Source organism: Xanthobacter aminoxidans (assembly GCF_043193615.1).
In the GTDB taxonomy this organism is placed as follows: domain Bacteria; phylum Pseudomonadota; class Alphaproteobacteria; order Rhizobiales; family Xanthobacteraceae; genus Xanthobacter; species Xanthobacter aminoxidans.
In genome coordinates this window covers 127,785-150,744 of sequence record NZ_JBAFUS010000007.1, presented here as the reverse complement: position 1 = coordinate 150,744, position 22,960 = coordinate 127,785, and the positions used below count along the sequence as shown (strand labels likewise).

Here is a 22,960-nt window from a genome sequence, read left to right as displayed (position 1 = left end):
CGGTCCCGCCGGAGGGCGACGGAGGTGAAGCGAGGCAGCGCGGCCGTGTCGCCTCATCGCAGGGATGCGCTAGCATGGCCTTAAACGAGCCGGTTTCATCCGGCTCGATGGCGCGGAGGGGGACCATGCCGAGCAAAACACCCAATGCCGGGGCGCATGGCGCAAGCCTCGCCGACCGGCTCGCGGCCCTGTGGGATCATCTGGGGCTCGACGCCGCCCATGTGGCGACGCAGATGCCGGGCAGCCTCGCCGGCTTCGCGGCGGCCCATCCGGCGCGCATCGCGGGCCTGCTGTTCCACGAGCCGGTGGGCTGCGAGCCCGCCGCCTTCGCATCCGTCGCCGGCCGCCTGACGGTGCTCGCCGGGGATGGCGGCACCTCCTCCCAGATCGCCGGAGTGATCGCGGCGGCCCTTCCCGAGAGCCGTCGGCGCGTCCTCGAAAACTATGCGCAGCCGGGCTGGGCCGACCATGTGCGCGACCGCACGGACGCGGTGGTGGACGCCCTGAAGGATCTGCCGAGCACGCCCAGCGTGCTGGCCCGTGCCGCCACCAGCGGCGCCCATGCCGGCATCAGCTACGACATCAGGGGATCGGGGCCGGCCCTCGTGCTGTTCCCCCTCTTCCTCGCCCCCACCCAGTGGGACGCGGCGCTGCCCCGCCTCGCCGCGCATTTCACCGTGATCCGGCTGGGCGGCGCGCATCTCGGCGGCGTCTCCCTGCTGGAGGACCGCGCCAGCAGCCCCAGCTATCGCGGCATGTTCGGGACGCTCCTCGACATCCTCGATCCCGGCCCCGCGGATCACATCCTCGACGTGGGCACCGGCTCCGGCGCGCTGGCGCGGATCGCGGCCCGGCGGGCGGGTCATGTCACCGCCTGCGACATCAATCCCTACATGGTGCGGGAGGGGGCGGACCTCGCCGCGAGCGCCGGCCTGTCGGACCGCATCACTTTCCGCGAGGCGGATGCCGAGCACCTGCCGTTCGCCGACGCCAGCTTCGACCATGCCTACAGCGTGACGGTGCTGGAGGAATGCGACGCCGACCGCGCCCTCGCCGAGCTGTTCCGGGTGGTGAAGCCCGGCGGACGGGTGGGCGTCATCGTCCGCGCCATCGACGGCCGGCACGTCTTCAGCGCCGACCTGCCCGATGCGATCCGCGCCAAGGTGGAGGTGGTGCCGCCCATGGTGTCGCCCGGGGGCGTCGCCGACGCCAGCCTCTACCGGCGCATGCGGGCTGCGGGCCTTGTCGATCTCGTGCCCTGCCCGGCCATGCCGTCCTTCGAGAACGGCAGCGGGTTCTGGCGCTTCGTCGTCGGCCGGCTGGAGCCGCGCCTCTCGGCCGAGGAACTGGCCGTGTTCCGGGCGGACCTCGCGACCGCCGAGGCCGAGGGCAAGCTGTTCGTCACCTTCCCCCATCACGGGGTGGTGGGCACCAAGCCCGCTGGCTAAAGCTGCCGGTTGAGGTTTTCGGCGAAGGAGAGGATGTGGGCGCGGGTGGCCTGCTCGGCGGCGTCGGCGTCGCGGGCGGCCAGCGTGTCGACGATGGCGGCGTGCTCGTCCACCACGCGGCGGTGGTGGGCGACATCGCGCAGGGAGACGAACCACACCCGCTGCGCCCGTTCGTGCAGGTTCCGCAATATCTCGCCCAGCACTGGATTGCGCGCGCCGCCGGAAATGGTGAGGTGGAACTCGCGGTCGAGGGCCATCAGCTCGGTGATGTCCCCATCCCCGGCCGCGGCGGTGCCCCGGCGCACATTCTCCTTCAGCGCGGCGATGACGTTTGCATCCGCCCGCTCGGCGGCAAGACGCGCGCAGAAGCTCTCGTTGAGCAGGCGCACCTCCACCATGTCGCGCACCTCGTCCTGCGAGATGGGACGCACGATGATGCCCTTGCGCGGCAGCACTTCCACGAGGCCGTCGCGCATGAGCCGGTCGAAGGCCTGGCGCACGGGCGTGCGGCCGAGGCCGAGGGAGGCCGCCACCTGCGCCTCGCTCAGCGCCTCGCCGGGGCGGAAGGCGCACATGATGATGCGCTGCTTGATGACGTCATAGGCCGTGTCGCGGAGGGAGCGGACCTGCGGCGGCCCGACATCCTCGGAGATCTCCCGACCCACGTCGCGCGCATCGAGCTGCATGGCGCCTCTCCCTGACCGGTGCCGGTCGTTCTGCCTTGGTCCTTGCCCCCTGTCCTGCCCCCGCTCAGCCGGCGATGGGCAGCACGGTCACGTCATACCCATGGCGGATGGTCCGGCCCAGCACCGGGTCCTCGATCTCGAACTCGAACCGCGCGGCCGGGCGGATGCCGCCGATGGCCGCGAGCGTGCCGCAGAACATGGCGGTGCCGTCGGAAAAGCCGGGCCCGTAGCCGGCGATGATCTCCTCCGGCGGCAGCATGGCCGCCACCGAGCCCTGCTGGTAGAGCACGCGCGCGCCGTCGATGACCGCATAGGAGCGGATGAGCAGGCTGTCCCAGTGGGGCAGCACCTCGTCCAGCGCCCAGAGGGTGGCGGCGACGGGCTTGTCGCACATCTGCTTGGACACGGTGATGCCGTAGGTCTCGACCTTGCGGTCGGTATGGTCGGAGCCGACGCCGAGCCAGCGGCGTCCATCGGCCTGAAGGATCATGAACTCCACCTCGCCGGAGGACTCCGGCCCGGTGGATTCGATCTCGCCGGCCGTGGTGAAGCGGGCGGCGGCGACGCGGTAGTAGATGGGCGTCGAGGCCGGACGCGCGACGCCCAGCTCCTCCAGCTCCACGATGTGCTTCTCCAGCGCGACCTTGTCGCGGCCGGTCCAGCCCGCGATCACCGCATGGCGGATGGCGAGGGTCTCCGTGCGGCTCTCGCCGCCGGCATGGAGGGTGAAGGTGAGCTTCGTGCCCATCGGGATCTCTCGTTCAGGAAAAGGGAAAAGACCGGCGCCTCCGAAAGGGGGAGGAAAGGAGGCGCCGGCCGACGCGCCAACCTGGAGCGCGATCCGGGCAGGGCAATCTGCTCGGTGAATCGCCCTCCAAACTGAGACAGAGAACGCGTTGCCCGATCAGCCTGCGATGCAAGCTGACCGGCGCGTGCTCTGGTCAGTTCGGCGTGCGCGTGTCGAGAAGGGTCCACTTTCCGCCCTTCACCTCGAGGATGTAGACGGGCTTCACGGCGTCGCCGTCGGTGAAGGAGATGGCGCCTTCAAGGGCCTGGTAGTCCTTCAGCTTGGCGAGCTGGTCGCGGATGGCGGCGCGCTCCTCGGCGAGCTTCGCCTTGTCGCCAGTGACGCCCGCGCGCTTCATCGCCTCGGAATAGAGGTAGACGATGTCATAGACCGAGGCGTCCATCTGGTTCGGGTCGGTGCGGGTCAGGCCGGCGGCCTTGGTGCGCTTGCCGAACTCGGCGGTGAAGGCCTTGGTCTTGTCGTTCACCTCGGGGAAGAAGGTGGTGCCGATGGTGAGGTTGTCGCCGGCGCCGTCCATGCGCTTGGGCAGCTCGGGATCGGCGATGGTGGTGCCGCCGACGATGCGGGTGGAGACGCCCTGGCGCTTCAGCTCCTTGGCGAGGTTCACCGCGCCCTCGGGCGGCGAGCCGAGGCCGACGATGTCGGGCGCCATCTGCTTCAGCTGCGCCACCTGGGGCGACAGGTCGAAGGCGGCGAGCTGGAAGTCCACCGAGCCCTTGGAGGGGATGGCGTACTTCTCGAACATCTTGGGCACCACCACCGTGCCGATGGACTTGGACACCACGTCATCCGTGGCATAGGCCGCCGCGCCCGAGGCCATGGGCAGCTTCTTGTCCTTGATGGAGCCGAGCACCTGGTCGATGACCTTGCCCTCGTCCGTGGTGTTGCGGAAGCCGTAGGTGAAGCCCTTGGTGAGGCCAGGGGCCGACGAGGCCATGGACATCTGCGAAATGCCCTCGCGCTCGCCCACCGGGAAGGTGGTGCGCACTTCCGAGGACGAGAATGGGCCGATGACGGCGAGCGCATTGGCATCCTGCGCGAAGGAGCGCAGCGCGGTGGTGGCCTGCTTGGGATCGCCGGCGGTGTCGAACTTCACCACCTTTATCTTCTTGCCGTTGATGCCGCCCTTGGCGTTGATCTCCTCCACCGCCATGTCGACGGCCACCTCATTGGTGTTGGCGAGGCTCACATAGGGGCCGCTCTTGGCCATCATGTAGCCGAGGACCAGTTCGCCCTCCGCCCGCGCCGCACCGGAGGCGACCAGCGCCGCCAGAAGGCCGGCGCCGAACAGCACGCTCTTCTTCATGTCCCGTTCTCCTCTTGGCTTTTGTTTCCCGGCCCCGGTCTTCGACCGGCGCCGGGTGCGCACGCTCAATCGCCGCGCGGGCTTGATCCAAGGGCCCATGGGCCCTTGGCGGTGTCTCAATGGGCGGCCGACCCGCCGCCCAGATACGCGTCCTGCAAACGGGGATCGGCCGCGAGCACGTCGGGCGCGCCGGCCATGGCCACGCGGCCGAGTTCCAGCACGGTGGCGGAATGGGCCGCCTTCAGCGCCTTGCCGGTGTTCTGCTCCACCAGCAGCACGGAGAGGCCGTCCCCGTTCAGCTCGCGGATGAGATCGAACAGCTTGGAGACGAACAGCGGCGAGAGGCCCAGCGACGGCTCGTCCAGCATCATCAGGCGGGGCTTCGCCATCATGGCGCGGCCAATGGCCAGCATCTGCTGCTCGCCGCCGGAGAGGCAGGAGGCGGCCATGTGGCGGCGCTCGGCGAGATTGGGGAAGCGGTCATAGATGGCCGCCATCTCCCGCTCCACCGCCGCCGTGTCGCGCCGCATGTGGGCGCCGAGCCGCAGGTTCTCTTCCACGGTCAGGGTGATGAGGATGCGCCGGCCTTCCGGCACCAGCACCACGCCGGCCGCCATGCGCCGGTGCGGCGGCAGGCGGGTGATGTCGGCATCGGCGAAGGTGATGCCCCCCGCCTTGGCCGGCACCGCGCCGAGGATGGCCTTGAGCAGGGTGGACTTGCCCGCGCCGTTGGCGCCGAGCACGGTGACCACCTCGCCCTCGTTGACGGTCAGCGACACGTCCGAGAGCGCCGCGACGCGGCCGTAGGAGACGGACAGGCCGGAGACTTCGAGCAGCGCCATGGCTCAGGCCTCCTCGTCCGTGCCGATATAGGCCTCGCGCACCAATTTCTCCTGCCGCACGCGGGAGAGAGGGCCCTCGGCGATCTTCTCGCCGAAGTTCAGCACCACCACGTTCTCGCAGATCGAATCCACGAAGTGCATGTCGTGCTCCACCACGAGGAGGGTGACGCCCTTGGCCATCAGCGCCATGAGATGATCGCGCAGGGCATTGGTCTCGCTGGGATTGAGGCCGGCGGCGGGCTCGTCCAGCATCAGCAGGCTCGCGCCGGCCAGCGTCGCGCGCACGAGGTCGATGCGCTTCCTCACCCCATAGGGCAGCGCGGAGACCATCTCGTCGGCCCAGCGGCCAAGGCCGCTCTCCTCCAGCGCCGCGCGCGCCTCGCGCTTCCAGCGGTGGTTGGGAAAGAGGCGGTAGGGGGTGAGCAGCGCGCCGAGCGAGGAGGCGCGCACATGCTGGCCCACCAGCAGGTTTTCCAGCACCGAGAGGTGCGGCATCAGCCGGATGTTCTGGAACGAGCGGGCGACGCCGGTGGAGATGCGCATGCGCGACGGCATGTGCGTCACGTCCTGCCCGTTCACCTCGATACGCCCGGCATCGACGCCATAGACGCCGCTGACGAGGTTGAACACCGTGGTCTTGCCCGCCCCGTTGGGGCCGATGAGGGCGGTGGTGACGCCCTTCGGCACGGTGAAGGACAGGTCGCGGATGGCGCGCACGCCGGCGAAGGATTTGGACAGGCCGGTTATAGCGAGAGCAGCGGACATCACGCGGCCTCCGCCTTGCGCCGGAACAGGCGGAACAGGGAGGACGTCACCAGCCCCTGCGGCCGCACGGCCATGAACAGGATGATGAAGACGGCGAACAGGGCGTAGCGCCACTGGTCGGAGGCGCGCAGCAGCTCCGGCACCAGCGTGAAGAAGGCGGCGCCCACCAGCGGCCCCCACACCGTCTGCGTGCCGCCGAACAGCACGTAGAGCACGGTGAAGACCGAGAGCAGCACGTTGAAGTGCTGCGCCTCGACGAAGCTGTAATGGTGCGCGTAAAGCCCGCCGCCGAAGCCGGCCACCGCCGCACCCAGCGCGAAGGCCGCGACCTTCATGCCGCGCACGGAGACGCCGAGCAGGTCCGCCACCGTCGCATCGCTCTTCACCGCCGTGAGGCAGAGCGCGAAGCGGGTGCGGGAGACGAGCAGCATCAGCACCACCACGCCGGCCGCCGCCGCATAGACCACGTAAGGGCCGGCATAGTCGGTGACGGGATAGCCCGCCGCGCCGCCCACCACTTCCAGATTGAGGAAGATCGCGGAGATCACCTGGCCTAGGGCGAAGGTGGCCATGGCGAGATAGATGCCGTGGGTGCGCAGCACCGGCACGCCGATGAGCAGGCCCACCAGCCCCGCGAGCCCCGCGCCGAGCGGGATCGCCGCCCACATGGGCCACATATATTCGTTGGTGAGGAAGGCCGAGGCATAGGCGCCGATGGCCATGAAGCCGGCGATGCCGAGGTTCAATTGCCCCGCCGCCAGCGGCAGGTAGACCGCATAGGCGGCGATGACGTTGAAGGCGAGGACGACGAGGACACCCGTCAGATAGCCGCTCATCACAACTTCTCCCGGCTGGCGGCGCGGCCCATGAGGCCCTGCGGACGCACGATGAGGATGAGGAGCAGGAGGCCGTAGACGGAGATGTTCACCACGTCCGCGCCGATGAAGGAGATGGACAGCACCTCCGCGAGGCCGATGACCAGCCCGCCCAGCACCGCGCCCCAGATGGAGCCCATACCGCCGACGATCATGGCCGCGACGCCCTTGAAGCCGACGCCCTCGCCCATGAAGGGCGACACTTGCTGGTAGTTCACCGCGAAGAGAATTCCCGCCAGCGCCGCCAAGAGCGCCGAGGCGATGAAGAGCTGCGGCACGAGGCGGGAGATGTCGATGCCCATGAGGAGAGCCGTCTCCCGGTTCTCCGCCACCGTGCGGATGCGCCGGCCACCGGCGGTGGAGGACAGATACCAGGACAGAAACGTCACGAGGCCGAGGGAGAGCGCCAGCGAGATGAGCTGCGCGATGCCGATGACGAGGCCACCGAGGCGGATGTTGAGGTCCGGCAGCAGGGCCGGAAACGCCTGCTGGTCCGAGCCGTACTGGATCAGCATCAGGTTTTCGAGCAGCACCAGGAAGCCGAGGGAGGAGACCAGCGGCACTTCCGGGTCGCCGCCCTGCATGGGCCGGTAAGCGAAGCGCTCCACCAGGAGCGAGACGAACGCCGCCGCCGCCAGCGCGCCCGCGGCAGCGATGAGGAAGGGCCAGCCCGCCTTCATCAGCCCGAAGGCGAGCATGCCGCCCACCATGAACAGGCCGGGGAGCGAGAAGTTCAGGAAGTTGAGCACGCCGATGGCGAGGGTGAAGGCCACCGCCACAAGCATGTAGATGGCCCCGAGCATGAGGCCGTTGACGATCTGCTGCGCGAGCATGGGCCGGGGCAACCTTCCTCTCGTACGCCTTGACGCGGGCGCTGCCCTTCCCCCTCCGCCTGAGGCGTCGCCCTACGGAGATTGCGGACGGCACGGAAGCGGGGCAGCGATTAGGTTTGATACAAAGCTATTTTGGGCGTGCCTTCAAGCTGAAATTTCAGGCGGATTTCACTGCATTGCAGCAAGCGCCCTCCCCGCCTGTGCGCTGCATCGCCAAGGGCTTGCGCCGAGTTGAGAGGGTTGCGCGCGCAGCGCCTGCCCTCGGCACGGGCGCCCTTCTGCACACGCCTGCGGCAGAGCGGCCGGTGCCCCTCCGCCCAACCCTCCGCGCCCGGCGACGCCCTGCAGGGCTCCGGCCCCGATCTTGCTATCGCCCCTGCATCCCCGTTCGCGATGCCAGGGCGTGTCACAGGTCGGCCAAAAATGTCGAAGCCCCGACATCGTTCGAGACATGAGGCTGCCCCATGAAACTCATCGTCGAACGCCTGGTGGTCGAAAGCCTGGTGGACGCCTTCCCGGACCAGGCGCACCTCCTCGCCCAGCCGCGTCTTTCGAGCCGCATGGAGCTGGGCCTCGATGCGCTGAAGCCCGATGAGCTGGCCCACCTGCACGAGCTGGTGCTGAAAACGGGCGGCACCACCATTCGCGGGCAGGAGGAGCAGCTCGCCAATCTCGTCGGCGTGTTCCGGGACGACGGCCGGCGCTTCGGCCCGGACGAGCTGGAGGATCTGGCGGGGGCGATCGCGCTTTACTTCGTCAAGCACTGCATTCGCGGCTGGCTGTTCCGCATGAACCCCTCGGGCAAGCCCGAGCCCTATCTCATCACCCGCCTCGACTACACGCCCCCCGGCGAGGAGGAGGCCGGGCGGCTGATCGTGGAGCTGAAGGCCAACAACCGCGGCAAGACCCACGTGGAGAATCTGCTGATCCGCTCCAAGGACCTGCGCGGCCTCACCATTCCCGGCACGCTCGCCGCCAAGGGCTGGCTGATGGAGGACGCAGGCCTGCTGCAATCCTTCGACGACCAGATGGTGCGCTATTTCGAATGGCGCGGCCGCTATGGCGAGCAGTTCTCCGGGCGCGGCACGGGCCTCTTCGCCGAAGCCCCCACCGCCAACCGGCGCGACACCGACTGGGCGCGCAAGGCGACCGTGGTGCTCTCCTCTTCCGGCAGCGAGGCGCGGCTGGTGAACGACGAAGAACTGCTGGGCGAGCGCACGCTGGGCACGGAGACCTCCGGCTTCTTCCTCGACAAGATCGTGAAGAAGGCGGACAAGCAGAACCTCTTCCACATGGCGGTGGACGAGGCGCTGCGCGCGGCGAAGGACAGCATCCCCAAAGGTGCCTTCACCGACATGCCCGTCCATCCCCTGATCCTGATGTTCCATCTGGAGCTGCACCACCATGTGTGGGTGCATGTGGACGACATCCGGCCTTACGAATACCACCCGGAACTCAAGCAGAAGCTGGTGCTGCCGCCCGAGCAGACCGACCTCATCGACATCCTCACCGCCGAGATGAACACGCTCATGGACGACGTGGTGGCGGGCAAGTCCGGCGGCACCACCGTGCTCTGCGCCGGCCCGCCCGGCGTCGGCAAGACGCTTACCGCCGAGGTCTATTCGGAGATCATCCAGCGCCCGCTCTACCGCGTGCATTCCGGCCAGCTCGGCCTCGACGTGGCCCACATGGAGCAGGCGTTGAAGGATGCGTTGACGCGCGCCCAGCGCTGGGGCGCGGTGATGCTGATCGACGAGGCGGACGTCTACATCAAGCGCCGGCAGGACAACCTCACCATGAATGCGGTGGTGGGCGTGTTCCTGCGCGTGCTCGAATACTTCAACGGCCTCTTGTTCCTCACCACCAACCGGGTGGACGACATCGACGAGGCCATCGTCTCGCGCTGCATCGCCCTCATCAAATATCACTCCCCCGGCCCGGACGACCGGCGCAAGATCTGGCGGGTGATGTGCGACCAGTTCGGCCTCATCCTCTCCAACGAACTCATCGACACGCTGGTGGAGATGTTCCCGGAGACCTCCGGCCGCGACATCAAGGGCCTCGCCAAGCTGGTGGCGAAATACTGCTCGCAGAAGGGCGTGCCGCCCTCCATCGACGCCTTCCGCCGCTGCGCCATCTTCCGCGCGCTGGACGTGCCGCCGCTCGCCTGAGCCGCGCCCGGATAGGGCACCCCCATTGCCCTTGACTTACCCGCCCGGTCCCTCGGGCGGGTCGTTTTTGTCTGTTGAAATGACGAAAGGGCGTCACGCCCCGTTGAAATGAACCGTCCCGAAGCCGGAGACGTCATAGCCTCCCAGTTCCGCCGCCCGCGCCTCGAAGGCGGGGTCCCGGCAGAAGGCGACGAGCTTCTGGAACGAGGGCTCGAAATAGGCCCGGCGCCAGACCATGAGGTCGAAGCGCTCCTCCACCAGCGGCACGAAATCGAGATTGTGCAGGCGCGCGGCAGCAGCGATGCCGAGGCCCACATCGGCCCGCCCGGTGGCAACCGCGAGGGCAAGATCGGTCTCCGAGCGCTCCGCCGTGCCGGCGCAGGTGAGGGCGTCACGGCCCATCCCTTCCGCCGCGAGCAGGCGATCCAGCACCAGTTCGCTGGCCGCTTCCTTCTGGCGCGTCTGGAATTTGAGGCCCTTCACGTCAGCGAGGCAGGTGGGCGGATGGGGAAGGCCCGGCCGGCAGATCAGCCCGCGCACGCGCCGCGCCCATTCCACCAGCACCCAGGGCGCGCGGCCAAAGCGCTCCTCCACCACTCCCGCGTTCCAGTCGTCGCCCTCCGGCACATGGAGGCCGACGGCGATGCACTCGCCCCGGTCCGCCCGGTCGAGGCCGTCGAGCGCGCCGTCCATGAGGCAGGCGATGCCGGAGCGCGATTCGCGCAGCGCCCATTCCAGCAGGGGATCGTGGCCGCCGGTCATCACCGCCGGCGGGGCGTGATGGTCCGAAGGCGCTGAATGGTGGGCGCCATCCGGCGCGGCGGCGTGGACCGGGGCGCTTTCCGCCGAGCCGGCGATCCAGTCCTGGATTTCCTGCCGTGGAAACAGCAGCTTGCCGGTCACCCGCCGCACCGGAAGGCTGCCGGTGGCGACGAGGTCGTAGACCTTGCGCTCGCGCACCCTCAGCAGCGCCGCGAGCTCGCGGGTGGTGAGATATTCCGACATCCGGCCCGGCCCGATTGGCCTCCACCACGCAGGGCGCGCCGGAGGAAACGACACTCTTCTCTTATGTTCACATGAATACGGCTTAGAGCGCGATCCGATCAAGTTGAATCAACTTGATCGGTGAATCGCCCTCTCACGCGAGGAAAGAAAACGCGTGATCCGATCTGATTGCGATGCAATCAGATCGGCGCGTGCTCTGGCGGCCGTGTCGCAAGCCCAAATTGTAACCCTGCGACGGGGCACCGCTGGTGCGGCGCTTGCTTTAGACTGCCGGGCACGCCAGCACAGGCGGAACGCTTTCCAGCCGGATTTTCCCCTATGACCCCTGCCGCGTCCCCTGCCCGCATCGGCATCGTCACCATCTCGGATCGCGCCAGCTCCGGCACCTATGAGGATCTGAGCGGCCCGGCCATCGAGGCCTGGCTGCGCCGCGCCATCACCAGCCCGTGGGTCGCCGACTATCGGGTGATCCCGGACGGGTTCGAGAGCGTGCGCGACACCCTCATCACCCTCGCCGACGCGGAGCACATGGACCTCATCTGCACCACGGGCGGCACCGGGCCCTCCCCGCGCGACCTGACACCGGAGGCCATGGCGGCGGTGATCGAGAAACCGCTGGCGGGCTTCGGCGAGCAGATGCGGCGCATCAGCCTCAACGAGGTGCCCACCGCCATCCTGTCGCGGCAGGAGGCGGGGGTGCGCGGCAAGACGCTGATCGTGAACCTGCCGGGCAAGCCGGCCTCCATCGCGGTGTGCCTCGCGGCGGTGTTCCCGGCCATCCCCTATTGCCTGGACCTCATCGGCGCCGGGCGCATCGAGACCGATCCGACCGTCTGCGCCGCGTTCCGGCCCAAAGGCGCGTAAGGCCGCCTCAGACCACCACCACGCCGCGATGCTTGGCCTCGCCCTCGGGCTCCACATGGATGGTGATGATCGCATCGTCCATGTCGCGCTCGAAGGCGTTCTCGATGCGGTCGCAAATGTCGTGGGCGGCGGCCACCGTCATGTCGCCGGGCACCACCAGATGGAATTCCACGAAGGTGATGCGCCCGGCATGGCGGGTGCGCAGGTCGTGCGCCTCGATGGCGCCGGCGGCATGGAGCGAGACCAGCTCGCGGATGCGCGCCACCACGTCCGGCGGCGGCGCGGCGTCCATCAGCCCGCCCACGGATTCCTTCATCAGGCTCCAGCCGGTCCACAGCACGTTGAGCGCCACGAGGCCGGCGATGAGCGGATCGAGCACCGGCCAGCCGGTGACGGGCACCAGCACGAAGCCGATCAGCACGCCGACGGAGGTGACCACATCGGTCAGCACATGCTTGCCGTCGGCGACGAGGGCCGGCGAGCGCATGCTCTTGCCCACCCGCAGCAGCACCAGGCACCAGATGGCGTTGATGACCGTCGCCGCGCCGTTGATGAGCATGCCGGTGAAGGGCTGGTCGGGCAGGTGCGGGTCGAGGAAGCCGTAATAGGCCTCGCGCATGATGGTGACGGCCGCCACCACCACGAGCACGCCTTCCAGCACCGCCGAGAGATATTCCGCCTTGTGATGGCCGAACTGGTGGTTGTCGTCGGCGGGGCGCGCGGACACGGTGATGGCGAACAGCGCCGCGGCCGAGGCGGCGACGTTGATGATGCTTTCCAGCGCGTCGGACAGCAGCGCCACCGAGCCGGTGACCCACCATGCCAGCGTCTTCAGGCCGAGGACGACGGCGCCGACCAGCACGCTCGCCGCCGCAATCCAGAGCACCTTGCGGCTCATGTCGGCCTCCATTCTGCACGCCGTCGGGGGCGGCGCCGCGGGTCCGTCCCGCGCGGTCGGCAGGACGTACCGAACCCCGCGCCCCGGCGCAACCGCGCCGGGGTCGCAGTCCCGGACAAGCTGGAGGTTACACCCGCCTTACACCGCCCCTTAGGGCAGCTTCATGTGCTCGAGCGAGCGCTGGATGGCTTCCGGCCCCACCATGATGACGCCATCGAACGGGGAGCTCATCTCCAGGATCAGGAAGATGGCGCCGGCCAACGACAGCGCGCACAGGGGAAAGACGATGAGCGAGACGAGGTTCACCGGCGAGAACAGCCCGAAGCTGGCGAAGATCAGTGTCAGCCAGATGATCAGCACGACGATGAACACCGGCGGGATCTCGGTGACGGCCTCGGCGATCAGCGTCCAGCGCAACGCGTTCAGTGTTTTGAACCGGTCGAGCGCCTCCGCCTTGAGATCGGCCTGCTCGGCACCGGAGGGCTCGAGGATGCGGATCTCGTGGCCGACGCGCTCCAGCATCTGCTCCGACTTGAAGGAGGCGACCAGCACGGGCGCGTTGTTGGCGTCGGGCCAGGTCTCGTTCATGGCGTGGACCGTGTAGGCGCGCAGGGCCTCGCGCGCCGGCTTGGCCGCCGGCCCGTAGTGTTGGAGCGTGGCATCGAGAATGGTGAGGAACGTCGCATATTGCTGCACGTCCTTGCCGGTGGTGTCGAAATTGCCCTTCACCGAGGCGGTCATCAGGCCGAGGATCAGCGACGCCATGGCGGCGACCATGCCGACCCCCAGCTTCACCGCCTCCTGCGTTTCCTTGGAGAGGTGATGGGCCTTCAGCCAGCGCTGCGAACCCATGCCGAACAGCGCGCCGCCCTCAAGCGCGAGGAAGACCAGTAACGCGACGTGCCAAGCCTCCATGGCTTCCCCCCGGCCTGCACTCCCGTCTGAGTCTTGCTTGATTATCGGCGCAGGCGACCGAACGTATCGCCCGATACGATGCCGGCTGTGTAGCGTAAAGGGAGAAAATCGCGCGCGGGCGGCCGACCCTGGCGAAATCGGGCGGCGATCAGCGGGAGGCGGCTGCGATCAGCGCCCGCTTGCGGGCAAGGTCGGCATAGCCGGCGACCACGTCCGCGCCGATCACATAGGCGGGCGGATCGAGCACCCGGAGCGCGGCGGCGAGCGCCACCCCCTGGGTAAGGATGTCCGTAATGTCCGGCTGGTTGGCGGCGCGGAACACCTTGTAGTGGTCCAGCCCCTCGGCACGCACCACGTTGAGCGCCTTCACCCCGTCGATGTCGCCGGTGGTGGCGGCGAGCGCGAGGTAGAAGTCGCCGAACTTGGCCGGCTGCATGGCGAGCACGGCCAGAGCCACCCGCGCCGCCTCGATGGAGCCCACGTCCACCCGCGGCGTCTGCACGATGGCATAGGCGAGCCTGGCGTCACCGGCGAGCAGCTCGCGCATGTCGAAGGCGGAACGGCGCCAGTCGGGGGCGTTGAAATCCACCAGCTCGGTGACGAGGGGCCTGGTCTTCTGCGCCCCCAGCACGGCCTTGCCGGGCATGGCGTCGAGCAGCTTGCGCGCGTCGGGCGTGACGGGATCGGCGACGGCGGGGGATGCCGTTGCGGCAAGAAGGCCGGCACCGGCGGCCAGAAGCCCCCGGCGGGTCAGCGGACGGCAAAGCTGCTCGGCCCGGGCGCCCACGCCCGCCGGCCCTATTCGGCCGCCTTGGTGGGCACTTCGCCCGCCGCCTGCGCCTCCGCATCCTCCTGCGCCTTCAGCACGTCGGGGTGCGGCATGGAGATGATGTTGTAGCCGGAATCGACGAAATGCACCTCGCCGGTCACGCCAGCCGAAAGGTCGGAGAGGAGATAGAGGGCCGAGCCGCCCACCTCCTCGATACTGACCGTGCGGCGCAGGGGGGCGTGGCGCTTCTGGTAGTTGAACATCACCCGCGCATCGGCGATGCCGGCGCCCGCCAGCGTACGCACCGGGCCGGCGGAGATGGCGTTCACGCGGATGCCCACGGGGCCGAAATCCGCCGCCAGATAGCGCACGGAGGCCTCCAGCGCCGCCTTGGCCACGCCCATCACGTTGTAATTGGGCATGACGCGGGTGGAGCCGCCATAGGTGAGGGTGATCAGCGAGCCGCCGTCCGGCATCAGCGCCGCGGCGCGCTTGGCGATCTCGGTGAAGGAGAAGCAGGAGATCACCATGGTGCGGGAGAAGTTCTCCCGGCTGGTGTCGGCGTAGCGGCCCTTCAGCTCGGACTTGTCGGAGAAGGCGACGGCGTGGACCAGGAAGTCGATCTTGCCCCAGCTCTCCTTCAGCGCGGCGAACACCGCGTCCACGCTGGCGAGGTCTTCCACGTCGCACGGCAGCAGGAGGGAGGAGCCGACGCTCTGCGCCAGCGGCTTCACCCGCTTGGCCACCTGCTCGCCCTGGTAGGTGAAGGCGAGTTCCGCGCCCTGACCCGCCAGCGCCTTGGCAATGCCCCAGGCGATGGAATGATCGTTGGCGACACCCATCACCAGGCCGCGCTTGCCCTTCATCAGGTCCTGCATAACCTACCCTCTTGCGCCTGAGACGCCGATAGCAGACGGCGCCCGGCCACGCCATCGCGTTTCGGCCGGCGCCGGCTCACCATTGATGACCAATCCTGAACGCCGCCCTATCGGAGCAGCGGGCGTCCAGCAGTTTCAGGCGTCCACCTGCCTCAGGCGTCCACCTGCGTCAGGCATCCACGTGCTTGATGACGAGGCTGGCATTGGTGCCGCCGAAGCCGAAGCCGTTGGACAGCACATGGCCGAGCTTCACGTTGTCCACCCGCTTGCGCACGATGGGCATGTCGGCGAAGGCCGGGTCGATTTCCTCGATGTTGGCGCTCTCGGCGATGAAGCCGTTCTGCATCATGAGGATCGAATAGATGGCCTCGTGCACGCCCGTGGCGCCCTGCGAATGGCCGGTGAGCGACTTGGTGGCCGAGATGGGCGGGCACTTGTCGCCGAACACCGCGCGGATCGCCTCGATCTCCTTGAGATCGCCGATGGGGGTCGAGGTAGCGTGGGGGTTGATGTAGTCGATGGGCGCCTTGATGCCCGCGATGGCGAGCTTCATGGCGCGCTCGGCGCCCTCGCCCGAGGGGGCCACCATGTCCACGCCGTCGGAGGTGGCGCCATAGCCGGCGATTTCGCCATAGATGCGCGCGCCGCGCGCCTTGGCGTGCTCCAGCTCTTCCAGCACGAGGACGCCGGCGCCACCGGAAATGACGAAGCCGTCGCGGTTCTTGTCATAGGCGCGGGAGGCCACCGCCGGGCGGTCGTTGAAGTTGGACGACATGGCGCCCATGCCGTCGAACAGCACGGAGAGGGTCCAGTGCAGGTCCTCGCAGCCGCCGGCGAAGATGATGTCCTGCTTGCCGTACTGGATCAGCTCGTAGGCATTGCCGATGCAGATGTTGGTGGTCGCGCAGGCGGCCGAGATGGAATAGCTCAGGCCCTTGATCTTGAACCAGGTGGAGAGCGTCGCCGAGGCGGTGGAGCCCATGGCCTTGGGCACCGCGAACGGGCCGACGCGCTTCGGCCCCTTCTCGCGGGTGATGTCGGCCGAGTCGACGATGGTCTTGGTGGAGGAGCCGCCCGAGCCCATCACGAGGCCGGTGCGGATGTTGGACACCTCGTTCGGCTCAAGGCCCGAATCGCGGATGGCCTGCTCCATGGCCACGTGGTTCCACGCGGTGCCGCCGCCGTGGAAGCGCATGGCGCGGCGGTCAACGACCTCTTCCGCGTTCAGGGTCGGCGCACCGTGCACCTGGGACCGGAATCCGAGCCGGGAATAGTCCTCGGCGAAGGAAATACCGCTCTTGGCTTCGCGCAGGCTGGCAAGAACCTCCTGCGTGTTGTTGCCGATGGACGAGACAATGCCCATCCCGGTGACGACGACGCGCCGCATGTCAAATCCCCATTGGAGTGCACCCAGTGTCGCCGCAGATCGTGGCGAGGCCTTGTCAGGCGCTCGCGGCGCCTGCGGGCTGGGGTGCCGTCTCGGCCTGGAACAGGCCCACCTTCAGATCCTTGGCGCGGTAGATCACCTCGCCGTCCGCCGCCAGCCAGCCGTCGGCGATGCCGAGCACCAGCTTGGAGCGCATGACGCGCTTGAACTCGATGCCGTAGACCACCTTCTTCACGCCCGGGAGAACCTGGCCGGAGAATTTCAGTTCGCCAAGGCCCAGCGCCCGGCCGCGGCCGGACGAGCCGAGCCAGCCGAGGTGGAAGCCAACGAGCTGCCACATGGCGTCAAGGCCGAGGCAGCCGGGCATGACGGGATCGCCCTTGAAGTGGCAGGCGAAGAACCAGAGGTCCGGATTCACGTCCAGCTCGGCGCGCACCATGCCCTTGCCGAATTCGCCGCCGGTCTCCGAGATTTCAGTGATCCGGTCGAACATCAGCATGGGCGGCAGCGGCAATTGCGCGTTTCCGGCCCCGAACAGCTCGCCACGTCCGCACGCGAGGAGATCCTCATAATCGAAGCTGGTCTGCCGGTCCGCCATTCTTGCCAGTGTCGCCGTTTGCCGCCTCTGCACCGCCCGCAAGGGCAGCCGAGGGTTGCTGTTGATGAGCCCGCAAGGGCCGCCCCCGCCATCGGTGGCGGGCACTCCCTAACATAGGCAGGGGCGCGCTCAAAGTCATGAAAGCGTCACGGGTGGCACGATGCGCGCGATATCCGGCCGCGCCGGGCGAACCGGATCGGCAACTCGGGCGTTGCCCTTGGGGCACTGGGCTATGGTATCGCCAAGGGGCGGGACGCATCGGCGCCCCGGTCGCGATATCGGGCGGGAGCATGCAATGCCGATTCTCAAGGAGTTCAAGGAGTTCGCGGTCCGCGGCAACGTGGTGGACCTGGCCATAGGTGTCATCATCGGTGCCGCCTTCGGCAATATCGTCACCTCGCTGGTGGGCGACGTGTTCATGCCGGTCATCGGCGCGGTCACGGGCGGGCTCGACTTCTCGAACTATTTCATTCCGCTCTCGAAGTCCGTCACCGCCGCGAACCTCGCCGACGCCAAGAAGCAGGGCGCGGTATTGGCGTATGGATCGTTCATCACCATCGCCATCAATTTCATCATCGTGGCGGGCGTGCTCTTCCTCGTGGTGCGCGGCATCAACGCCTTGCGCCGGGCCGAAGCCGGCAAGCCGCCGGCCGCGCCGACCAAGACCGAAGCCCTGCTGATGGAGATTCGCGACATCCTCGCCTCCGAGCGGCCCGCCGCCCGCCCGCCGGTGTCGCCCACCCCTCCCACCCCGCCGACCATGTAAAGCCCAAACCGGGGCGGCTCAGGGCTTGGTGCCCTGCGCCGCCGGCGCATCTTTCTGCGCCAACGCATCCTGCCGGCGCAGGAAGCCGCGCACCACCGCCACCGACTCGTCGGGGCGGTCATTGAAGATGCCGTGGGCGGCGCCGGGGATCACCGCGAACTCGGCACCGCCGGGCACCTGCTCGGCAAAGGCCGCGACGGTGGAGATTCGCGTCTCGTCATACTGGCCGATCACGAACAGGGTGCGCGCCCCGTCGAGCCGCGCCAGCAAGGGTTCCCCATCGTAATCCTTCAGCGTGCCGGTCTGGGTGAACTCGCCGGCGCCGTTCATGGCCACATACAATTTTTCGTTGAGTTTCAGGTTCTGCGCCGCCTCATAGGCCTTGCGCATGGCCGGCAGCGGCTCGCGGCGGTTGAAGGCGGCGTAGAAGGCGCCGGCGGCGGCATCGCAGGTGGCCTGCGGCGGCGGGGCTTTGCCCTCGCAGGCGTCGATCACCGCCTGCACGTCCGCCGGCAGCGCCGCGCGGCGGGCAGTCACATCGGCGATCCAGCTTTTGCCGGAGATGAAAGGGCTGGCCAGCACCAGCCCGGCCAACGTCGCGGGCTTCCGCGCCGCCCACTCCAGCGCGATGGTCGCGCCCCAGCTGTGCCCCAGCACATGGAAGCGCGCGAGGCCGAGCGCGGCGGCGACGGCGTCGATCTCGTCGGCGAAGCGGGGAACGGTCCAGTTGGCGGGATCGTCGGGATGGTCGGAGCGGCCGCTGTCGAGCTGGTCGTAGAGCACCACCATGCGCTCGTCGGCCAGCTCCAGCGGGTCGTGGAAGGTGGAATGCATCCCGCCCGGCCCGCCATGGAGGAGCAGCACCGGCAGTCTGCCGCCCGCGCTCACCCCGTTGGTGCGCACATAGATGCGCCCGCCCTTCACCGGAACCATCAGCTCGCGGTCCGCCGGCGGGAACACCGCCGGCCGCGCCACGGCAGGCCGTACGGTCGGTAGAAGCGCCGCCGCGCCGAGAAGAGAGAGGAAGGCGCGTCGATCCAGCCCGGCCATGATGCCCCACCGTCAGGAGGAAGGAGCATCAGGGGTAACAGAGTAGCCGCCGCGGTCAAGCGCGGCGTGCCACCGGGGGATCAGCGGACGTCCGCGCCCACCGCGTCCGCCACATGGGCGAAGCCGTCGGCCTTCAGGCGCGCGGCAAGGTCGGTCTTGATGCGGCCGACGAGGCCGGGGCCGTGGAACACCAGCGCGGAATAGAGCTGCACGAGGCTCGCCCCCGCCCGGATCTTGGCATAGGCGTCGGCGCCCGAGCTGATGCCGCCCGAGCCGACCAGCGGCAGGCGTCCGCCCACGAGGCGATAGAGCGCGCCGAGCCGCTCGGTGGAAAGCGACATGAGCGGCTTGCCGGAGAGGCCGCCGGCCTCGCCCTTGTGCGCGCTGTGCAGGCTCGCCGGGCGCGACAGGGTGGTGTTGCCCATGATGATGCCGTCGATGCCGGTCTCGAGCGCCACCTCGGCCACGTCGGCAAGGCCGGCATCGTCGAGGTCGGGCGCCACCTTCACCAGCAGCGGCGGGCGTTCGGCCGGGTCGGGCACCGAGGCGTTGCGCACGCCGACGAGATGGGCGAGCAGCGCCTCCATCTCCGCCCGCGCCTGCAGGGCGCGCAGGCCCGGTGTGTTGGGGGAGGAGATGTTGCAGACGATATAATCGGCGAGCCGGCAGGTGGCGGAAACGCCGGCGGCGTAATCCTCCAGCGTGTCCTCGCTCTCCTTGTTCTTCCCCACGTTGGCGCCGAGGATGCCCTTGCCGCCCGCCGAGCGGCGCTTGGCCAGCCGGTAGACGAACGGGGCGAGGCCCTCGCTGTTGAAGCCGAAGCGGTTGATGACCGCCTCGTCCTCCTCCAGCCGGAACAGGCGCGGCTGCGGGTTGCCCGGCTGCGGGCGGGGCGTGACGGTGCCCATCTCGGCGAAGCCGAAGCCCATCTTCAACAGGCCGTCCGCCACCTCGCAATGCTTGTCGAAGCCGGCGGCGAGGCCCACGGGATTGGGGAAATCGAGGCCCCACACGCGGGTCGCGAGCACCGGGTCGTCATGGCCGGAGAGGTTCGGCATCAGACCCCTCGCCATGGCGCGGACGGCATAGCCGTGCGCCCGCTCCGGGGTCACCAGCCCGAGGAAGGGCCGAACAAGGGCGTAGAGATCCATGAAGGGCGTCACTCGCCGGTGGTGGCGGTGCCGCCGTGGGCCTTGGACCAGCTGTGCGGATCGTTGAGGAACGATTCGATCTCGGCCACCTGCTTCGATTCGAAGCGGTTCATCTTCTTCACCTGCGCCAGCACGTCCCACCAGGTGGCGAGGCGGTGGAGGCTGAGGCCGGCGCTGTCCAGGATGCCCGAGGCCTCGGAGAAGATGTCGTAATAGAAGAACACGAAGCAGTGCTGGCACTCCGCCCCGGCCTCTCGCAAGGCATTGACGAAATTGACCTTGCTCTTGCCGTCGGTGGTCAGGTCCTCGACCAGGAGCACCCGCTCGCCGGGGGCGAGGTGGCCCTCGATCTGGGCGTTGCGGCCGAAGCCCTTGGGCTTCTTGCGCACATACTGCATGGGCAGCATCATCCGGTCGGCGACCCAGGCGGCGAAAGGAATGCCCGCCGTCTCGCCACCCGCCACCGTGTCGAACTGCTCGTAGCCGATCTCGCGGTAGATGGTGGAGATGCCGAAATCCACCAGCGTCTGGCGCACGCGGGGGAAGGAGATGAGGCGCCGGCAGTCGATATAGACCGGGCTCGCCCAGCCCGAGGTGAAGATGAAGGGCTCGCCGGAGGAAAAGCGCACCGCCTCGACCTCGAGCAGCATCCGCGCCGTCTGCTCGGCGATGGTAGCCTTGTCCGGGAAAGCAGTGACATTCGCCATGAGTGAAGCCTTCGTCGCGGTTTCGTCGCTTGTGTGTGACGCGCATATATCAGAGCGGAGCGGCATTGCGACAGGCCCGGTGACGCGCGAGGGGAAAAAGCGCAGCAGGTCGCCCGGAGGCGCCGGCCCGGCCGGGCTCAGGCGGACGGGGGCTCCGCCTGCGCCAGCAAGGCATCCACATAGGCCTCCGCGCTGGTCGCCTGCGCGAACCGGCCGGCGAGCTGCGCGGCGCGCGCATGGCTGTCCCTGAGTCGGCCGGCCAGCCGCAGGATCGCATCGGCGAAGGTGGCGGCGGCGTAAGGGGCGAAGACCTCCCCCTCGGCCGCGCCGCTGGCGACCGATGTGCCGGCGAACGTCCCGGCGGCGGCCACCACCGGCCGTCCGGCGGCGGCGGACTGGGTGAAGATGCCCGAGCCGCGCATGCCGAACACCTCGGGGTCATAGGGCAGCAGCATGGCATCCACCTTGCGGGATTCCGCGGCGAAGGCCTCGTCCGTCAGAACCCCGTCGATGACGCGCACATAAGGGAGCGCACGCAGCGCACGCTCGGCCGCCGCCGTCTCGGCCTCGTGCCCGCACTGCTGCACCTGGACCACGAAATCCGCGGCGAGGCCCTGCGCCCGGCACAGGCGGATGGCCTCGGGCAGGAGATGAAACCCCTTGTCGTTCTTGGAAACGCCGAAGAAGCCGAACACCGGCCGCTCCGGCAACGGCCGCGCCCGCTCCACATTGCCGAACGGAACCGGCAGGCGGATGGGATCGATGCCGTAGCCCTCCCGGTAGAGATCGGCGATGGCCGCATTTTCGGTGCCGAACACGAGGCTGCGGCCCAGCAGCGGCCGCGCCAGCGCGAACGCCTCCCTGTAGATGCCCGGTCCCAGCTGGCCGGACCGTCGCCAGGGCAGCCAGTCGGGCGCGAACATCAGCTGGCAGACGACGCGGGGCCGTCCGGCCTCGGGCAGCGCGCTCAGCGCCTGGACGACACCCATGATCTGGTTTTGCATGACGTTGGGGAAGATCACGAGCGTTCCCCGCGCCAGCACACCGGCGGGCAAGGCCTCCAGATCGGCGCGAAAGCCGGAGTTGAGCCGTTCCGCGCTGAGCCGCTCCCGCAGAAGGTGCGAGCGGGCATGTCGCAGGCGCACGGCGCCCCCGAGGCGGTGCCTGGCCATCTCCCACCGCGTCGGCTGGACGCTGTCATAGAGCGATGCGCTGAAATGGGGGATGGCACCCAGCTCGTCCGCCATCTCCCGATTCATGCTGCGCATGCCGAAGATCCGCACGCGATGGCCCCGCGCCGCGACCGCGGCCCCCACCGTCCTGACCAGGCTGTAGCTGTGCCCGCCAACGGCATTCAGACCGCCGTCCAGAAATACAACGTCCACCGATCCCCCTTGGTGCTGACGCACGGCATGCTCATCACGGATGAACGCCGTACCGCCGACTCCGGGCCGAAAAGGGGCAGCGGCGCTGGACCGCATTCCTGGGACGCGGCTCTCGCGGATCGCCGCCGGGGCAAACGGTCGTCCCTCACCCCTTCCGGGCGAGGCTCCGGGCGTGCTCCAGCGCCATTTCCAGCCGGTCGTTGCCCCAGAACAGCTCGCCGTCGGTGGTGAAGAAGGTGGGCGCGCCGAACACGCCGCGGGCCTGCGCCTCCTCGGTCTGCGCGCGCAGGCGCGCCTTGTTCACCTCGGATTCGGCGTCGGCGATCACCTCGTCCCAGAAGTGTCCGAGGCCGGCGAGCACCTGACGGATGGTCTCCCGGTCCGAAATGTCGCGCCCCTGCGCGAATTCGGCGGAGAACAAGGCGCGGGTGAAGGAGGGGCGGCACGCATCGTTGAGGTGCATCGCCACCCGTGCCGCCAGAAGGCCGTTGGCCGGAAAGGTCGCCGGCTTGGTGATGGGCGGCAGGCGCTGGGCGGCGGCGAGGCGGTCGAGATCCCGCCACATATGCGCACCCTTCAGGGGATAGACGTTGAACGGCGAGCTTGCGTAGCCCTGCGCGGCGAAGATGGGGCCGAGCAGGAACGGCTTCCAGTGCACCCGCACGTCCGCAAGCTCGGCCAAAGCGGCGATGCGGCAGGCGGCGAGATAGGAATAGGGCGAGGCGAACTCGTAATAGAAATCGAGGCTGCCGCTGGCCATGGGCGTCTCCGGCCTGTAAATCGCGGCGGAAGAGTGCGGCGGGGGAAGCTCCGCGTGCAAGGGTCTGAATCAATCGGCTGAATCAATCCCGGA

At 68.7% G+C, this 22,960-nt stretch carries 23 protein-coding genes; 4 read left to right on the top strand and 19 right to left on the bottom strand.

The genetic code is table 11. The features are described from left to right. The first annotated feature begins 125 nt into the window (after positions 1-125). A complete protein-coding gene (locus tag V5F74_RS23770; protein WP_394010187.1) occupies positions 126-1,448 on the top strand; it encodes a methyltransferase domain-containing protein in 1,323 nt (440 codons plus the stop codon). Here V5F74_RS23770 and V5F74_RS23765 read toward each other — a convergent pair. The 7 genes from V5F74_RS23765 to V5F74_RS23735 all read right to left on the bottom strand — a co-directional run bounded on the left by V5F74_RS23765 (position 1,445) and on the right by V5F74_RS23735 (position 7,563). After that, positions 1,445-2,134, bottom strand: coding sequence for a GntR family transcriptional regulator (locus V5F74_RS23765; protein WP_394010186.1), 690 nt, complete (start codon positions 2,132-2,134; stop codon positions 1,445-1,447). The genes V5F74_RS23770 and V5F74_RS23765 overlap by 4 nt on opposite strands. Positions 2,135-2,198: 64 nt before the next feature. Then, the gene (locus V5F74_RS23760; RefSeq protein WP_394010185.1) at positions 2,199-2,882 is read right to left on the bottom strand and encodes a DUF2848 domain-containing protein; all 684 of its coding nucleotides are present in this window, start codon (positions 2,880-2,882) and stop codon (positions 2,199-2,201) included. 193 nt (positions 2,883-3,075) lie between these two features. Then, positions 3,076-4,248, bottom strand: coding sequence for an ABC transporter substrate-binding protein (locus V5F74_RS23755; protein ID WP_394010184.1), 1,173 nt, complete (start codon positions 4,246-4,248; stop codon positions 3,076-3,078). Between the two features lie 116 nt (positions 4,249-4,364). Then, a complete protein-coding gene (locus V5F74_RS23750) occupies positions 4,365-5,090 on the bottom strand; it encodes an ABC transporter ATP-binding protein (RefSeq protein WP_374253170.1) in 726 nt (241 codons plus the stop codon). A 3-nt stretch (positions 5,091-5,093) separates the two neighbouring features. Further along, positions 5,094-5,855, bottom strand: a complete 762-nt coding sequence (locus V5F74_RS23745; RefSeq protein WP_394010183.1) for an ABC transporter ATP-binding protein — start codon at positions 5,853-5,855, stop codon at positions 5,094-5,096. Continuing rightward, complete coding sequence (locus V5F74_RS23740) at positions 5,855-6,691, bottom strand: branched-chain amino acid ABC transporter permease (RefSeq protein ID WP_374253168.1); 837 nt, start codon at positions 6,689-6,691, stop codon at positions 5,855-5,857. Before V5F74_RS23740 ends, V5F74_RS23745 begins: the two co-directional genes overlap by 1 nt. Then, a complete protein-coding gene (locus V5F74_RS23735) occupies positions 6,691-7,563 on the bottom strand; it encodes a branched-chain amino acid ABC transporter permease (protein ID WP_169124693.1) in 873 nt (290 codons plus the stop codon). Before V5F74_RS23735 ends, V5F74_RS23740 begins: the two co-directional genes overlap by 1 nt. A gap of 464 nt (positions 7,564-8,027) precedes the next feature. Here V5F74_RS23735 and V5F74_RS23730 point away from each other — a divergent pair, with 464 nt between their 5' ends. Beyond that, positions 8,028-9,734: an AAA family ATPase gene (locus V5F74_RS23730; RefSeq protein WP_394010181.1), complete on the top strand. Its 1,707-nt coding sequence runs from the start codon at positions 8,028-8,030 to the stop codon at positions 9,732-9,734. A gap of 93 nt (positions 9,735-9,827) precedes the next feature. Here V5F74_RS23730 and V5F74_RS23725 read toward each other — a convergent pair whose 3' ends face one another. After that, a complete protein-coding gene (locus tag V5F74_RS23725) occupies positions 9,828-10,739 on the bottom strand; it encodes a substrate-binding domain-containing protein (RefSeq protein WP_394010180.1) in 912 nt (303 codons plus the stop codon). A 318-nt stretch (positions 10,740-11,057) separates the two neighbouring features. Here V5F74_RS23725 and mog point away from each other — a divergent pair, with 318 nt between their 5' ends. Further along, on the top strand, positions 11,058-11,603 hold the full coding sequence (gene mog / locus V5F74_RS23720) for a molybdopterin adenylyltransferase (protein ID WP_029555798.1): 546 nt from the start codon (positions 11,058-11,060) through the stop codon (positions 11,601-11,603). Positions 11,604-11,610: 7 nt separating this feature from the next. Here the strand turns inward: mog and V5F74_RS23715 are convergent, their stop codons facing one another. The 6 genes from V5F74_RS23715 to fabA all read right to left on the bottom strand — a co-directional run bounded on the left by V5F74_RS23715 (position 11,611) and on the right by fabA (position 17,048). After that, on the bottom strand, positions 11,611-12,501 hold the full coding sequence (locus V5F74_RS23715; RefSeq protein WP_029555799.1) for a cation diffusion facilitator family transporter: 891 nt from the start codon (positions 12,499-12,501) through the stop codon (positions 11,611-11,613). Between the two features lie 150 nt (positions 12,502-12,651). Beyond that, the gene (locus V5F74_RS23710) at positions 12,652-13,416 is read right to left on the bottom strand and encodes a bestrophin-like domain (RefSeq protein WP_038192692.1); all 765 of its coding nucleotides are present in this window, start codon (positions 13,414-13,416) and stop codon (positions 12,652-12,654) included. Positions 13,417-13,564: 148 nt separating this feature from the next. Then, positions 13,565-14,203 (bottom strand): thioredoxin domain-containing protein, encoded by a 639-nt coding sequence (locus tag V5F74_RS23705; protein ID WP_029555801.1) that lies wholly within the window; start codon positions 14,201-14,203, stop codon positions 13,565-13,567. Positions 14,204-14,214: 11 nt separating this feature from the next. Next, entirely contained in the window at positions 14,215-15,063 is an 849-nt protein-coding gene (gene fabI / locus V5F74_RS23700; protein ID WP_029555802.1) for an enoyl-ACP reductase FabI, read from the bottom strand. Positions 15,064-15,232: 169 nt separating this feature from the next. Next, a complete protein-coding gene (fabB, locus tag V5F74_RS23695; RefSeq protein ID WP_029555803.1) occupies positions 15,233-16,450 on the bottom strand; it encodes a beta-ketoacyl-ACP synthase I in 1,218 nt (405 codons plus the stop codon). 55 nt (positions 16,451-16,505) lie between these two features. Next, positions 16,506-17,048 carry a 3-hydroxyacyl-[acyl-carrier-protein] dehydratase FabA gene (gene fabA / locus V5F74_RS23690; RefSeq protein WP_024280910.1) on the bottom strand — a complete coding sequence of 181 codons (543 nt, stop codon included), beginning with the start codon at positions 17,046-17,048 and terminating at the stop codon, positions 16,506-16,508. A 301-nt stretch (positions 17,049-17,349) separates the two neighbouring features. Here fabA and mscL point away from each other — a divergent pair, with 301 nt between their 5' ends. After that, positions 17,350-17,814, top strand: a complete 465-nt coding sequence (gene mscL / locus V5F74_RS23685) for a large conductance mechanosensitive channel protein MscL (protein WP_051679375.1) — start codon at positions 17,350-17,352, stop codon at positions 17,812-17,814. 18 nt (positions 17,815-17,832) lie between these two features. Here the strand turns inward: mscL and V5F74_RS23680 are convergent, their stop codons facing one another. The 5 genes from V5F74_RS23680 to V5F74_RS23660 form a co-directional block, all read right to left on the bottom strand. After that, positions 17,833-18,864, bottom strand: coding sequence for a proline iminopeptidase-family hydrolase (locus tag V5F74_RS23680; protein WP_051678827.1), 1,032 nt, complete (start codon positions 18,862-18,864; stop codon positions 17,833-17,835). A gap of 80 nt (positions 18,865-18,944) precedes the next feature. After that, a complete protein-coding gene (locus V5F74_RS23675; protein WP_374253151.1) occupies positions 18,945-20,015 on the bottom strand; it encodes a quinone-dependent dihydroorotate dehydrogenase in 1,071 nt (356 codons plus the stop codon). 8 nt (positions 20,016-20,023) lie between these two features. Further along, positions 20,024-20,722, bottom strand: coding sequence for an orotate phosphoribosyltransferase (locus tag V5F74_RS23670; protein ID WP_024280914.1), 699 nt, complete (start codon positions 20,720-20,722; stop codon positions 20,024-20,026). 137 nt (positions 20,723-20,859) lie between these two features. Continuing rightward, positions 20,860-21,990, bottom strand: coding sequence for a glycosyltransferase family 4 protein (locus V5F74_RS23665; protein ID WP_394010179.1), 1,131 nt, complete (start codon positions 21,988-21,990; stop codon positions 20,860-20,862). 262 nt (positions 21,991-22,252) lie between these two features. Continuing rightward, positions 22,253-22,867 (bottom strand): 2-hydroxychromene-2-carboxylate isomerase, encoded by a 615-nt coding sequence (locus tag V5F74_RS23660; RefSeq protein ID WP_250167400.1) that lies wholly within the window; start codon positions 22,865-22,867, stop codon positions 22,253-22,255. Positions 22,868-22,960 lie beyond the last annotated feature (93 nt).